Consider the following 14,674-nt stretch of genomic DNA (forward strand, 5'->3'; position numbering starts at 1 on the left):
TTTTCTTTGCCGCCGCAAAGAAAAGTAGGCAAAAGAAAGCGGCTAACACCGCCAACATTTCTTCTTGCCTGAGGGCCCCAACCGGTCTTACGCCTCACACGGCAGCGCACTTGTTCGCGCGTGTTGCCAACGCGCTGAATGAGCGCCTCATCCGCTTCGAATACCCGTGCACGGGCCAGCGGCGGCGAATGGTTTGCCCCGCCCAGGTGGCAAACTGTGTGTAGGTTGTCGCGTCGTATAGCTTGGCGCTCTTACAGAGTGGAACGCGTGCGCTATCGGGTCCGAAGTGAGGCGTGTGGAGTACTACGGCCTACACACAGTTTGCCACCTGGGCGGCCGTGGAATGTCTGGCACGGCGTGCTGCAACGCGGGTGCGTGAAGCGGGTGAGGCGCTCATTCAGAGCGTTGGCAACGAACATGAGTCACGTGGTTGCCGTGTGAAGCGTAAGACCGGTTGGGGGCCCTCAGGCAAAAACTAGCACTGGCGGTGTTAGCCGCTTTCTTTTGCCTACTTTTCTTTGCGGCGGCAAAGAAAAGTAGGTGCCGCCCCGCACAGGGGCGACGCGTGAAGCACGCTAACAAACCGCGGATGCCAGCGCAAACACAAGCAAACCAAACCACCCGCCCCGCGAAACCACAACCCCGGCTACGAGCACAAACCCCCACCAGCGTCGCAGACAAAAAAACAACCCCTTACCGAGTCCGCTCCGCGACAAACTCCTTCACCCGCTCCGCGTCATTCCCCAACACCTCGAACCGCTGCGGCAAATCCTCGATCCCGCTGAAGGCCGCCGGCCGCTCCGGCTCCCGCTCCAGCGCTTCGCGGATCGTCTCGCCGAACTTGATCGGCTGCGCCGTCTCCAGCACGATCATCGGAATGCCCGCTTGCAGATGCTCACGCGCAACCTTCACGCCATCCGCAGTATGCGTATCGATCATCGTGTCGTACTGCTCGAACACATCGCGAATCGTATCGACACGATCATCGTGACTGCTCCGCCCGGAAACGAAACCAAACTCCTGCACACGCGCAAAATCACCGCTCGCCTGCAAGTCGAACCCGCCCTTCTCTTCGACATCGCGGAACAGTTGCAATACACGCTTCGGATCACGCCCGAGCAGATCGAACACAAACCGCTCGAAGTTCGACGCCTTCGAAATATCCATGCTCGGGCTGCTGGTGTGATACGTCTCCGACGACTTGCGCACGCGATAAATCCCCGTACGGAAGAACTCGTCGAGCACATCGTTCTCATTGGTCGCGACCACGAGCTTTTCGACAGGCAAACCCATCATGCGCGCGATATGCCCCGCGCACACATTGCCGAAATTGCCCGACGGCACCGTGAACGACACGCGCTCGTCGTTGCTCTGCGTCGCCGCGAAGTAGCCCTTGAAGTAGTACACGACCTGCGCCACGACGCGCGCCCAGTTGATCGAGTTGACGGTGCCGATCTTCTGCTGCGCCTTGAACGCGTGATCGTTCGATACCGCCTTCACGATATCCTGGCAATCGTCGAATACACCCTCGATCGCGATGTTGAAGATGTTCGGATCTTGCAGCGAATACATCTGCGCCGTCTGGAACGCACTCATCTTTTTGTGCGGCGACAGCATGAACACGCGAATGCCCTTCTTGCCGCGCATCGCGTATTCAGCCGCGCTGCCCGTATCGCCCGAGGTCGCGCCGAGAATGTTCAGCGTCTGCCCATGCTTCGCGAGCGTGTACTCGAACAGGTTGCCGAGCAACTGCATCGCCATGTCCTTGAACGCGAGCGTCGGACCGTTCGACAGTTCCAGCAGCGACAGCGGCGCGCCGCCTTCGACGCCGAGCGTCTTCAGCGGCGTGATCTGCGCGGCGTTCTCCTCGTCGCGCACGTTGCAGTACACCTGCGCCGTGTAGGTGCGGCGCGTGAGTTCGCGCAGGTCGTCGGCGGGAATGTCGTCGCTGAACTTGCGCAGGATTTCGAACGCGAGATCGGCGTACGGCAACGCGCGCCAGCGCGCGAGTTCATCCGCCGAGACCTTCGGATACTCGTTCGGCAGGTACAAGCCGCCATCCTTCGCGAGACCGCCGAGCAGGATGTCGGAGAACGTATGGCGCTCGCCGATGCCGGCGCCGCGCGTGGAAATGTAATTCATGAGCTAGCCTCTTTACGTGTGTGCGGTGCGTCAGTTCAGCGCTTCCATGCGCAGCTTCGTCACCTTCGACACGACCGTCTTCAGCGCCTCGATGTTCGCGATCGCCGCGTTGACGTTCTTTTCGACCGTCTCGTGCGTAATCAGGATGATGTCCGTCTCGCCCTTCTTCGATACATCCACCTGCTCCGATTCCTTCTGCAGCAGAGCGTCGATCGAGATGCCCGTGTCGGCCAGAATGCGCGTGATGTCGGCCAGCACGCCCGTCACGTCGGCGACGCGCAGACGCAGGTAGTAACCGCTCGTCACTTCGTCGATGGGGAGAATCGGCGTGCTCGACAGGCGGTCCGGCTGGAACGCCAGATGCGGCACGCGATGCTCCGGGTCAGCCGTATGCAGGCGCGTCACGTCGACCAGATCGGCGACCACGGCGGAAGCCGTCGGCTCCGCGCCCGCACCCTTGCCGTAGTACAACGTCGTCCCGACGGCGTCGCCATGCACCACCACGGCGTTCATCGCGCCTTCCACGTTCGCGAGCAGACGCTTGGCAGGGATCAGCGTGGGATGCACGCGCAGTTCGATGCCGTTGTCGGCGCGGCGCGCGATGCCCAGCAGCTTGATGCGATAGCCGAGTTCTTCCGCATACTTGATGTCGATCGCGGCAAGCTTGCTGATGCCTTCGACGTAGGCCTTGTCGAACTGCACGGGCACGCCGAACGCGATTGCGCTCATGATCGTCGCCTTGTGCGCGGCGTCGACGCCTTCGATGTCGAAGGTCGGGTCCGCTTCCGCGTAGCCGAGTTCCTGCGCGGCCTTCAGCGCCGTCGCGAAGTCGAGCCCACGGTCGCGCATCTCCGACAGAATGTAGTTCGTCGTGCCGTTGATGATGCCCGCGATGTACTGGATGCGGTTGGCCGTCAGCCCTTCGCGCAGTGCCTTGATGATCGGGATGCCGCCCGCGACGGCCGCCTCGAATGCGACCATCACGCCGTTGGCGCGCGCCGCTTCGAAAATTTCCGTGCCGTGCACGGCGAGCAGCGCCTTGTTGGCCGTCACGACATGCTTGCGGTTCTTGATCGCGCGCAGCACGAGCTCGCGCGCGATGCCCGTGCCGCCGATCATTTCAGCGACGATGTCGATAGTGGGATCGTCGACGACCGAACCGAAGTCATCGGTAATCGCGACGGTGCCCGCTTCGCTGCCGAGCGCTGCCGTTGCCTTGGCGGGATTGCGCACGGCAATGCGCGCAATCTCGATGCCGCGGCCTGCGCGTCGGTTGATTTCTTCCTGGTTGCGGCGCAGTACCGTGAAGGTGCCGCTGCCTACCGTGCCGAAGCCCAGCAGTCCAACTTTGATCGGTTCCATGCAGCGTGTGTGTCGAGTGAGAGATTGGTAAATCGGTTCGGGCGCGGATGCTCCGCGCTCAGGCCGCGTGGCGTTTGCGATAGCCGTCGAGGAAGCGCGCGATCCGGTGGATCGAATCGGCAAGATCGTCGACGTTCGGCAGGAACACGACGCGGAAGTGATCCGGCGTTTTCCAGTTGAAGCCGCTGCCCTGCACCAGCAGCACGCGCTCCTCCAGCAGCAAATCCAGGATGAACTGCTGGTCGTTTTCGATCGGGTACAGCTTCGGGTCCAGACGCGGGAACATGTACAGGGCCGCCTCGGGCTTCACGCAGGTGACGCCGGGAATCGCCGTCAGCATGTCGTACGCGAGTTCGCGCTGCTTGTACAGCCGTCCGCCCGGCGCGATCAGCTCGTTGATGCTCTGATAGCCGCCCAGCGCCGTCTGGATCGCATACTGGCCCGGGACGTTCGGGCACAAGCGCATCGACGCCAGAATGCCGAGCCCTTCGAAATAATCTTTCGCGCGGCGGCGGTTTTCGCCCGTCAGCCCCGACACCCACATCCAGCCCGCGCGATAGCCGCACGAGCGGTAGCTCTTGGACAAGCTGTTGAAGGTGACGGTGAGCACGTCTTCGGACAACGACGCCATCGACGTATGCGTCTTGCCGTCATAAATGATCTTGTCGTAGACCTCGTCGGCGAAAATCACGAGGCCGTGCTCGCGCGCAATCGCGATCAGGCCGAGCAGCAGTTCGTCCGAGTACAGCGCGCCCGTCGGGTTGTTCGGGTTGATGACGACGAGCGCCTTCGTGTTCGGCGTGATCTTCGCGCGGATGTCGTCGAGGTCGGGCATCCATGCGTTCGACTCGTCGCAGATGTAGTGCACGGGCGTGCCGCCCGACAGGCTCACGCCCGCCGTCCACAGCGGGTAGTCGGGCGCGGGCAGCAGCACTTCGTCGCCGTCGTTCAGGAGCGCCTGCAAGGCCATCACGATCAGCTCGGAGGCGCCGTTGCCGATGTAGATGTCGTCCAGTTCGACGCCCACGACGCCCTTTTGCTGCGCGTAATGCATGATCGCCTTGCGCGCGGCGAATACGCCCTTCGAGTCCGAATAGCCCGACGACGTGGGCAGATTGCGGATCATGTCCTGGATGATTTCATCCGGCGCTTCGAAACCGAACGGCGCCAGATTGCCGATGTTCAGCTTGATGATGCGATGGCCTTCCTCTTCGAGGCGCTTCGCATGCTCGAGAACGGGCCCGCGAATGTCGTAGCAGACGTTCAACAGCTTGTTGGATTTGAGTATCGGTTTCACGACGGGCACTTCGTCCTGGGTAAATGAGCGGGACCACCGGGTGAGCGGGACCACGGAGCACTCGCCCCACGCAGCGGGCAAGCGATGAGACGGGATTGCGCGGCGGGCGGTCCCGGACCGCGCGGCGCGGGCCGGACCGGCACCTGGCATGATACGGGACGTGGGCGGCGCGCGGCCATCGGGAGGCCGGACAGGCGTTCGGGTAGCGCCTTTCGCCGACGCTTTCCGGGTAGCCCGCGGGCATCCGCGGAGCACCCCGCGATGCACCCCACTGGCTGCGGCGGGCGCGGTCGCCAGCCTTGCGGGCGCGGCTTGTGGCAGCGCGCGAACCTGAAGGGAGCCGCCGGGCGGCTAAAAAGTTATAATTTAGCGGATTTTGACCGACTTCCGCAATGCACCACGCAAGGCTCTGCAAGCCTCGAGCCGGCGGCAGACCGGCGGCAGCAAGCGCCCGCCCGCGCGCGCGACCTGCAGCCGCCGCCGTTCGTGCGGGTGCCCGGAGTCTCGACTGTCCCTGTGGCATTGAACCCGAGCTTGCGCATGCCGGTCGAACCGCGACTGCATGTCTAACGACGACCACGGAAAACCAGTTTGAAATTACACCAGGATTCAAGCGGCGCCCTGAACACCGTCACGGGCTACGGCGCCGGCTATGTCGACATCAATCTCGAACGTCATACGGGCAGCATTATCGTGATGCCGGAAAGCCCCGTCATCAGCTGGCCGGTGTCGTCGTTCGATGCCCTCACGCCCGAGCACTTCGCGCTGCTGATCGAGCCCGCGCCGGAAGTCGTCATCTTCGGCAGCGGCGAACGCCTGCGCTTTCCGCATCCGCGCCTCACGGCCGCGCTCGCCGCCCACCGCATCGGCGTCGAGACGATGGACTTCAAGGCCGCTTGCCGAACCTACAACATCCTGATGGCGGAAGGCCGCAAGGTCGCCGCCGCGCTGCTGATCGAAGGCTGAACGCTGCGTCTGCGCCCGTTCGTCCACTGGACGCCACGGCGTTTTTGGATTGGCTGTCTTGCGGATCAAGTACACTGCGCGGCCCGGCGCCGAAAGCGGGCGACGGCAGGCTACGCAGCACGCCTCCGGTCACGTTGCATAAGGCTGTGTTAAGGACCGCGCACTGACAATGCGCGCCGGCGGGCTGCGCAGCATCGGCTGCACCGCAGGCACGCCACACCCTGCCCGCGCGCCCTGCGACATGCCGGCAGCGGAATTCGCGCTGCGCGTCGTCTCAACGGGCCGCAGCAAAGACTCCGTCCGAACGGAATAAGAAAGAAGCCGCGACAGCGGCGCCGAAAAAGGTTGAAAAACACATGAACGACAAGCCGTCCGGGCTGACGCTCAATCGCACGACGGTCCTGCTGCTCGTGCTCACGCTCGCCGTAATCTGGTTCGTGCCGCTCGGCTGGCGTCATCTGCTGCCGAGCGACGAAGGCCGCTACGCGGAAATGGCGCGCGAAATGTTCGTCACCGGAGACTGGATCACGCCCCGCTACAACGGCTACAAGTACTTCGAAAAGCCGCCGCTGCAAACCTGGCTTAACGCGCTGTCGTTCGCGTGGTTCGGCATCGGCGAATGGCAGGCGCGCCTCTACACCGCGCTGACGGGCTTCGCGGGCGTACTGCTGATCGGCTACACGGGCGCGCGCGTGTTCAATGTCGCGACGGGTTTCTTCGCCGCGCTCGTGCTCGCGAGCGCGCCATACTGGTATCTGATGGGCCACTTCAACACGCTCGACATGGGCCTGTCGTTCTGGATGGAAGTGACGCTGTGCGCGCTGCTGCTCGCGCAACGCGCGGGGCTCGCCGCGCGCGAGCAGCGGCTGTGGATGTGGCTCGTGTGGGCATCGATGGCGCTCGCGGTGCTGTCCAAGGGCCTCGTCGGGCTGATCCTGCCGGGCGCCGTGCTCGTGCTGTACACGGTGGTCGCGCGAGACTGGGCGCTCTGGAAGCGTTTGTACCTCGTGAGCGGGCTGATCGTATTTTTTGCGGTCGTCACGCCGTGGTTCGTGCTCGTGCAGGACCGCAACCCCGAATTCTTCAATTTCTTCTTCGTCGTCCAGCAGTTCCGGCGTTATCTGACGCCCGAGCAGAATCGTCCCGGCCCGCTCTGGTACTTCGTGCCCGTGCTGCTGGTCGGCTTCCTGCCGTGGCTGTCGGTCACGTTTCAGAGCGCGCGCCATGCGCTGCGCATGCCGCGCCAGGCGAACGGCTTCGCGCCCGTCACGCTGCTGTTTGTGTGGACCGCGTTCATCTTCCTGTTCTTCAGCGCGTCGCATTCGAAGCTGCTGTCGTACACGCTCCCCATCGCGCCCGCAATCGCACTGGTGATCGGCATGTATCTGCCCCTCGTCACGCGCGATCAGTTTCACCGGCATCTGACGGGCTACGCCCTGTTCCTCGTGGCGGGCGGCTTCGGCGCGGTGTTTCTCGGGCACCTGGGCGACCGGCGCAATCCGAATGCGTTGTACCTGGAATTCCGCACATGGGTGTTCGCGGCGCTCGCGATCGGGTTCGTGTTGACGCTCGTCGCGATCTGGATCAACCGGCGCAAGCGCAGCGCCGCGATGGGCGCGCAGAACGGCCTGCCCGCTGGCGCCATGAACATCACGCCGGGCACGGCGAGCGGGAGCGCGACGTCGACGGGCATCGTCGGCGCGGCGACGGCGTTCGGCATCGGCTGGGTGCTGCTCGCGACCATCGCCGGCACGGGCCACGATGCGTTCGGGAAGCTGTCGTCGGGCGCGCCGCTGGCGCCGGACATCAAGGCGGCGCTCGCAAAGCTGCCCGCCGACACGCCGTTCTACTCCGTCGGCGTGCTCGATCACACGATGCCGTTCTACATCGACCACACGATGATCATGGTCGAGCATGCGGACGAACTGGCATTTGGCGTGTCGGTTGAACCGCAAAAATGGGTACCGACGATCCCGCAATGGGTCGAGCGCTGGAAGGCCGACCGCTACGCCATGGCGCTGATGTCGCCGGACCGCTACAAGGCATTCAGCGAGCAGCACCTGCCGATGACCGTCGTCGCGCGCGATTCGCGCCGCGTGATCGTCGAAAAGCCGCTTCCCGCCGAAGCGGGCGCCGGCTCGCAAGGCGCCGCGCCGGCCGCGGCCTCAGCGCCACAGCCGCAGCAATGACCCCCTCCCTCACTCGAACCGCCCTTCGATGAACCCGATTTCGCTTTTCTGCATCCTCGCGGGCGTCGCGCTGAACGCGACGGCCCAACTGCTTCTGAAGGCCGGCACGAACGCTGTCGGCCATTTCGATTTCACGATGGCCAACGTGATTCCGATCGGTTGGCGCATCGCGACGCAGCTGCCCATCATCGGCGGCCTCGCCTGCTATGTGCTGAGCGTGGTCGTGTGGATCGTCGGACTGTCGCGTGTGGACGTGTCGATCGCCTATCCGATGCTGTCGCTCGGCTATGTTGTGAACGCGTTCGCCGCGTGGTATCTGTTCGGCGAGGTGTTGTCGGCGCAACGCCTGATCGGCATTGGCGTGATCCTGGTCGGCGTGGTGCTCGTCGCGCGTAGCTGACGGCACGGCCGCCCGGCGCTGTTCGGACGTAGAAGAAACGCCCCTGGCAAGCACGCCGGCGTCTGCTAACGTATTCCAAATTGTTTCGAGCGCTGGACATTAGGGCGGAACTCGCACATTATCGCCGCCGCATTCCGGCACTGATCAGCGCAGCCGCGGCAAATTTAGCCTAATGAAAGCAAAATGTCGGGCTTCGTCGAGAAAAGCAGCCAGTGACCCTTTTTAATATCGAGCAAAACCATCCATGACCCAGTCATCCGTTCCGTTTTTGCCGTTCGTCCGTCCCGAGATCGATGAAGAAACGATCCGCGGTGTAGTCGACGTGCTCCGCTCCGGCTGGATCACGACGGGCCCGCAAAACCAGGCGTTCGAAAAGGCATTGTCGGAATACTGCGGCGGCCGCCCGGTGCGCACGTTCAACTCGGGCACGGCGACGCTGGAAATCGGTCTGCGGATCGCGGGCGTCGGCGCTGGCGACGAAGTCATCACGACGCCGGCGTCGTGGGTATCGACCAGCAATGTGATCCTGGAGGTGGGCGCGACGCCCGTGTTCGTCGATATCGACCCGGCCACGCGCAACATCGATCTGGATCTGATGGAAAAGGCGATCACGCCGCGCACCAAGGCGATCATTCCCGTGTTCCTGTCGGGTCTGCCCGTCGACATGGACCGCCTCTACGCAATCGCCCGCGCGCACAAACTGCGCGTGATCGAGGACGCCGCGCAGGCGTTCGGCTCGACGTGGCACGGCGAGCGCATCGGCAAGCTCGGCGACATCGTGTCGTTCAGCTTCCACGCGAACAAGAACCTGACCTCGATCGAAGGCGGCGCACTCGTGCTGAACAACGAGGAAGAAGCCGTCCTCGCGCAGAAATACCGGCTGCAGGGCATCGTGCGCACGGGTTTCGACGGCATGGATTGCGAATTGCTGGGTGGCAAGTACAACCTGACGGACGTCGCGGCGCGCGTCGGCCTCGGCCAGTTGCAGCATATCGAGCGCTTCAACGCGCAGCGCAGGAAGCTCGCGCACGCGTACTTCGACGGTTTCGAAGGCGGTGCGGCCGTCAGGCTCGGCATGGGGCTGCCGCTCGCGGACTTCGAGAACAGCAACTGGCACATGTTCCTCGTGACGTTGCCGCTCGCGCGCCTGTCGCTCAGCCGCGCAGCGTTCATGGAGCAGATGAAGGAACGCGGCATCGGCACGGGCACGCACTACCCGGCCATCCACCTGTTTTCGCTGTACCGCGCGATGGGCTACAAGGAGGGCATGTATCCGCATGCGGAGCACTACGGCGCGACGACGCTCACGCTGCCGCTCTTCACGCAGATGAATGAAGGCGACGTTGCGCGCGTGTGCCGCGCCGTCAACGAGATTTGCGAACAATACGGCCGATAATCTGGTCAATCAAGCGGTCAACCAAGCGGAAACCCAGCGGAAATGAATCAAACGGACCCACGCCCGGTCGCTCCCGAACTCTCGGTCATCATCCCCGTGTACAACGAGGAAGCGGGGCTCGGCGAGCTGTTCTCGCGCCTGTACCCGGCCCTCGACGCGCTCGGCACGGGCTACGAGGTGATCTTCATCAACGACGGCAGCCGCGACCGGTCGGCGGCGTTGCTCGCCGAGCAGTTCCGCGCCCGTCCCGACACCACGCGCGTCATCCTGCTGAACGGCAACTATGGGCAGCACATGGCGATTCTCGCGGGCTTCGAGCAGTCGCGCGGCCAGATCGTCGTCACGCTCGACGCCGACCTGCAGAATCCGCCGGAAGAAATCGGCAAGCTGTGCGCGAAGATGCGTGAAGGCTTCGACTACGTCGGCACGATCCGCATGCAGCGCCAGGACAGCCTGTGGCGGCGCAAGGCGTCGCTGGTGATGAACCGCCTGCGCGAGCGCATCACGCGCATCAAGATGACCGACCAGGGCTGCATGCTGCGCGCGTACAGCCGCCATATCGTCGACACGATCAACCGCTGCGGCGAAATCAACACGTTCATCCCCGCGCTCGCTTACACGTTCGCGCAAAACCCCGTCGAGATCGACGTCGCGCATGAAGAGCGTTTCGCGGGCGAGTCGAAGTATTCGCTGTACAGCCTGATCCGCCTGAACTTCGACCTCGTGACGGGCTTCTCGGTCGTGCCGCTGCAATGGCTGTCGTTCATCGGCGTGATTCTTTCGATGGGCTCGGCCGCCCTGTTCGTGCTGCTGCTGATTCGCCGCTTCATCATCGGCGCGGAAGTGCAAGGCGTGTTCACGCTGTTCGCGATCACGTTCTTCATGCTCGGCGTGATTATCTTCGCGCTCGGGTTGCTCGGCGAATATATCGGCCGTATCTATCAGCAGGTGCGCGCCCGGCCGCGTTATCTGGTGCAGACCATCCTCGAACAGCGCAACGGCGAACCGGTTGCCGCGCAGCCGCGCCAGTCGGTGATCCCGGGCGTGCAGCCCGCGTCCGTCACCGGCGACGACCAGGGGCTCATCCGATGAAGCCGCGCGCCGTCGTTTTCGCGTATCACAACGTCGGCGTGCGCTGTCTGCAGGTGCTGCTCGCGCGCGGCGTCGACGTCGCGCTCGTCGTCACGCACGAAGACAGTCCCACGGAAAACATCTGGTTCGGCAGCGTCGCGTCGGTGGCGGCCGAGCACGGCATTCCTGTCGTCACGCCCGCCGATCCGAAGAGCCCTGAATTGCGCGCGCGCATCGTCGAGGCGCAGCCGGACTTCATCTTCTCGTTCTATTACCGGCACATGCTGCCCGTCGATCTGCTGGCCGTCGCGCCGCGCGGCGCGTACAACGTGCACGGCTCGCTGCTGCCGAAGTATCGCGGCCGCGTGCCGACCAACTGGGCCGTGCTGAACGGCGAAACGGAGACGGGCGCAACGCTGCACGAGATGGCCGCGAAGCCGGATGCCGGCGCGATCATCGCCCAGACGCCCGTGCCCATCCTGCCCGACGATACAGCCGCGCAGGTGTTCGACAAGGTCACCGTGGCCGCCGAGCAGACGCTGTGGCGCGTGTTGCCCGCGCTGCTCAAGGGCGAGGCGCCGCATCTGCCGAACGATCTTTCGCACGGCAGCTACTTCGGCGGACGCAAGCCAGAAGACGGGCGCATCGACTTCAGCCAGAGCGGCCAGCAGGTCTACAACCTGATTCGCGCCGTCGCGCCGCCGTATCCGGGAGCGTTTACTGACATCGAAAACGCGCGCTTCATCGTCGCGCGGGCGCGGCTTGCGCCGCCCGGCGCACCAGGCGGGGATTTGCCGCCCGGCATCCACGTAGGCGATAATGGCTTTTTTGCGACATGCGGCGACGGCCGCGTGATCGTGATCCACGAATTGCGGCATCAGCGCGACGATCAGCACCACGCGAGCGAGCGCGTCGTCACCCCCGCCGAATTCACCCAGCTCACTCAATCTTCCCGTAACACATGAAAAAAGTCCTGATTCTGGGTGTGAACGGCTTCATCGGCCATCACCTGTCCAAGCGCATTCTCGAAACGACCGATTGGGAAGTGTTCGGCATGGACATGCAGACCGAACGCCTCGGCGATCTCGTCAACCACGAGCGCATGCATTTCTTCGAGGGTGACATCACGATCAACAAGGAATGGGTCGAGTATCACGTGAAGAAGTGCGACGTGATCCTGCCGCTGGTCGCCATCGCCACGCCCGCCACCTACGTGAAGCAGCCGCTGCGCGTGTTCGAACTGGACTTCGAGGCGAACCTGCCCATCGTCCGTTCGGCCGTGAAGTACGGCAAGCATCTCGTCTTCCCGTCGACGTCAGAAGTCTATGGCATGTGTTCGGACGAGCAGTTCGACCCGGACGAGTCCGCCCTCACCTACGGCCCGATCAACAAGCCGCGCTGGATCTACGCGTGCTCGAAGCAGTTGATGGACCGAGTGATCTGGGGCTACGGTATGGAGGGCCTGAACTTCACGCTGTTCCGTCCGTTCAACTGGATCGGACCAGGCCTCGATTCCATCTATACGCCGAAGGAAGGTTCGTCGCGCGTGGTCACGCAGTTCCTCGGCCATATCGTGCGCGGCGAGAACATCAGCCTCGTCGACGGCGGCGCGCAGAAGCGCGCGTTCACGGATATCGACGACGGCATCAGCGCCCTGATGAAGATCATCGATAACAAGGACGGCGTCGCGACGGGCAAGATCTATAACATCGGCAACCCGACCAACAACTTCTCGGTGCGCGAACTCGCGCACAAGATGCTCGCGCTCGCCGCCGAATTCCCCGAGTACGCGGAAACGGCGAAGAAGGTGCAACTGGTCGAGACGTCGTCGGGTGCGTATTACGGCGCGGGCTATCAGGACGTGCAGAACCGCGTGCCGAAGATCGACAACACGATGCAGGAACTCTCCTGGGCGCCGCAATCGACTTTCGACGAAGCGCTGCGCAAGATTTTCGAAGCGTACCGCGGCCATGTCGCCGAAGCACGCGCGCTCGTCGAACAACAGTAAGGGCTGCCGCGCTTGGCTCTGATCGTCCTGAAGATCGATGTCGATACGCTGCGCGGCACGCGTGAAGGCGTGCCGAATCTCGCGCGTATCTTCGACCGCTACAAGGCGCGCGCCACGTTCCTGTTCAGCCTCGGCCCGGATCACACCGGCTGGGCGATGCGGCGCGTGCTGCGGCCGGGCTTTCTGAAGAAGGTGTCGCGGACGTCGGTGGTCGAGCATTACGGCGTGAAGCAGTTGATGTACGGCGTGCTGCTGCCCGGCCCGGACATCGGCGCGCGCGCCCGTTCCGAAATGCGCGCGATCCACGAAGCCGGCTTCGAATGCGGCATCCACACGTGGGATCACGTGTACTGGCAGGACAACGTGCGTTCACGTCCGCGCGACTGGACCGTCGCGCAGATGCAGAAGAGCCACGACCGCTTCGCCGAGATCTTCGGCACGGCACCCGTCACGCACGGCGCGGCCGGCTGGCAGATGAACGGCCATGCGTTCGAGCAGATCGACGCATGGGGCATGCAGTACGCGTCCGATGGACGCGGGCATACGCCGTACTTCCCCGTCGTCGGCGGCCGCACGCTCTCGCATGTACAGATGCCGACCACGCTGCCCACGCTCGACGAGGTGCTTGGCATCGACGGCATCGACACGGACAACGTCGCTGCATGGATGCTCAAGCGCACGGAAAGCAATCCGCACGATCAGGTGTTCACGCTGCACGCGGAACTCGAAGGCCAGAAGCTTGCGCCCGTGTTCGAGCAACTGCTTGCCGGCTGGCGCGCGCAAGGCCACACGTTCGCCACGATGGGCGATTATCACGCCGCGCTAGACCGTGACACACTGCCGTCGTACCCTGTGACGTGGGGCGAGATTCCGGGCCGTTCCGGCGAACTGATCGTTCAGCCCGACTAGTCGCACAGCGGCCGGGCATCATTCGACACGCGTTCGCCCAATGTCAAAGACCGCATTGGCCGAACGCGCGACACGTCCCGAAGAACACCCAGCAACCCCGAAGAAAGCGCTCAGGCGCGGCCCACGCCGCCGCCGACACCGATAACAACCGATAACAAACCGGAGGACCTCGTGCCCATCGCAGTCGATCAAGCCGTTCCCGATTTCACCGCCCCGGCTACGGGCGGCGACTTCACGCTGTCCAGCCTGCGCGGCAAGAAAGTCGTCGTGTATTTCTACCCGAAGGACAACACGCCCGGCTGCACGACGGAAGGTTTGCAGTTCCGCGACCTCTATCCGACGTTCAGGAAAGCGGGCGCGGAGATCATCGGTGTGTCGCGCGACAGCGTGCGCTCGCACGATAACTTCAAGGCCAAGCTGGAACTGCCGTTTACCTTGGTATCGGATCCGGACGAAACGCTGTGCACGCTCTTCGGCGTCATGAAATTGAAGAAAATGTATGGCAAAGAAGTACGGGGAATCGAGCGCTCCACGTTCGTCATCGATGCTGAAGGCGTGCTGCGCCGCGAATGGCGCGGCGTGAAAGTGCCAGGTCACGTCGACGAGATTCTGGAGGCTGTACAAGCGCTTTGAGGCGCGTTATATTGGCCCGCAATGAGTGCCTGTTCACATACTTTTTTCCGCAGTTGCGCTGCAGATCGCGTCGTCGTCGCCGCTGGCAGTAAGGCAGTGACCCCGGCAACGAGGCGAGCCATGAGGCGCAATGCGATGACCGAAGTCGAGCCGCTTGCCCCGTCTGTCGGGGCGGCGGCTTTTTTAATTGCGCGCGGCAGTTTGCGGCCTTCGCAGCGCACTTTCGTCAAGGAGCCGATCGAAGACCAGGCGAACCGGCATTACTAATCCGACACGCGCCACCGGACGCAAATTGCGGGCG

At 63.6% G+C, this 14,674-nt stretch carries 13 protein-coding genes; 10 read left to right on the top strand and 3 right to left on the bottom strand.

Going from position 1 to position 14,674, the window contains the following annotated elements; genetic code table 11:
• Positions 1-693: 693 nt before the first annotated feature.
• Genes thrC through H1204_RS09570 form a run of 3 tightly spaced genes read right to left on the bottom strand, consistent with a single transcriptional unit; the run spans position 694 to position 4,810 of the window.
• The gene (thrC, locus tag H1204_RS09560) at positions 694-2,142 is read right to left on the bottom strand and encodes a threonine synthase (RefSeq protein ID WP_180728111.1); all 1,449 of its coding nucleotides are present in this window, start codon (positions 2,140-2,142) and stop codon (positions 694-696) included.
• A gap of 30 nt (positions 2,143-2,172) precedes the next feature.
• Positions 2,173-3,504 (bottom strand): homoserine dehydrogenase, encoded by a 1,332-nt coding sequence (locus H1204_RS09565; RefSeq protein ID WP_042310213.1) that lies wholly within the window; start codon positions 3,502-3,504, stop codon positions 2,173-2,175.
• 58 nt (positions 3,505-3,562) lie between these two features.
• A complete protein-coding gene (locus H1204_RS09570) occupies positions 3,563-4,810 on the bottom strand; it encodes a pyridoxal phosphate-dependent aminotransferase (RefSeq protein ID WP_035539403.1) in 1,248 nt (415 codons plus the stop codon).
• Positions 4,811-5,392: 582 nt separating this feature from the next.
• On the opposite strand from H1204_RS09570, the gene H1204_RS09575 reads away from it, so the two are divergent.
• From H1204_RS09575 to H1204_RS52590, 10 genes are all read left to right on the top strand, one after another.
• Positions 5,393-5,767 (top strand): Mth938-like domain-containing protein, encoded by a 375-nt coding sequence (locus tag H1204_RS09575; protein WP_180728112.1) that lies wholly within the window; start codon positions 5,393-5,395, stop codon positions 5,765-5,767.
• A 356-nt stretch (positions 5,768-6,123) separates the two neighbouring features.
• Positions 6,124-7,956 (top strand): glycosyltransferase family 39 protein, encoded by a 1,833-nt coding sequence (locus tag H1204_RS09580; protein WP_180728113.1) that lies wholly within the window; start codon positions 6,124-6,126, stop codon positions 7,954-7,956.
• 28 nt (positions 7,957-7,984) lie between these two features.
• Positions 7,985-8,356 (top strand): SMR family transporter, encoded by a 372-nt coding sequence (locus tag H1204_RS09585; RefSeq protein ID WP_180728114.1) that lies wholly within the window; start codon positions 7,985-7,987, stop codon positions 8,354-8,356.
• A gap of 244 nt (positions 8,357-8,600) precedes the next feature.
• Entirely contained in the window at positions 8,601-9,752 is a 1,152-nt protein-coding gene (locus H1204_RS09590; protein WP_180728115.1) for a DegT/DnrJ/EryC1/StrS aminotransferase family protein, read from the top strand.
• A gap of 42 nt (positions 9,753-9,794) precedes the next feature.
• Entirely contained in the window at positions 9,795-10,844 is a 1,050-nt protein-coding gene (locus H1204_RS09595) for a glycosyltransferase (RefSeq protein ID WP_180728116.1), read from the top strand.
• The gene (locus H1204_RS09600; RefSeq protein WP_180728117.1) at positions 10,841-11,788 is read left to right on the top strand and encodes a formyltransferase; all 948 of its coding nucleotides are present in this window, start codon (positions 10,841-10,843) and stop codon (positions 11,786-11,788) included. The genes H1204_RS09595 and H1204_RS09600 overlap by 4 nt, the downstream gene beginning before the upstream one ends.
• On the top strand, positions 11,785-12,831 hold the full coding sequence (locus H1204_RS09605; RefSeq protein ID WP_180728118.1) for a bifunctional UDP-4-keto-pentose/UDP-xylose synthase: 1,047 nt from the start codon (positions 11,785-11,787) through the stop codon (positions 12,829-12,831). The genes H1204_RS09600 and H1204_RS09605 overlap by 4 nt, the downstream gene beginning before the upstream one ends.
• A 12-nt stretch (positions 12,832-12,843) precedes the next feature.
• Entirely contained in the window at positions 12,844-13,740 is an 897-nt protein-coding gene (locus H1204_RS09610; RefSeq protein WP_180728119.1) for a polysaccharide deacetylase family protein, read from the top strand.
• A gap of 171 nt (positions 13,741-13,911) precedes the next feature.
• The gene (locus H1204_RS09615; protein WP_180728120.1) at positions 13,912-14,373 is read left to right on the top strand and encodes a peroxiredoxin; all 462 of its coding nucleotides are present in this window, start codon (positions 13,912-13,914) and stop codon (positions 14,371-14,373) included.
• 135 nt (positions 14,374-14,508) lie between these two features.
• Positions 14,509-14,640 (top strand): hypothetical protein, encoded by a 132-nt coding sequence (locus H1204_RS52590; RefSeq protein WP_274608179.1) that lies wholly within the window; start codon positions 14,509-14,511, stop codon positions 14,638-14,640.
• The last annotated feature ends 34 nt before the right edge of the window (positions 14,641-14,674 follow it).

Source organism: Paraburkholderia sp. PGU19 (genome assembly GCF_013426915.1).
Classification (GTDB): Bacteria; Pseudomonadota; Gammaproteobacteria; order Burkholderiales; family Burkholderiaceae; genus Paraburkholderia.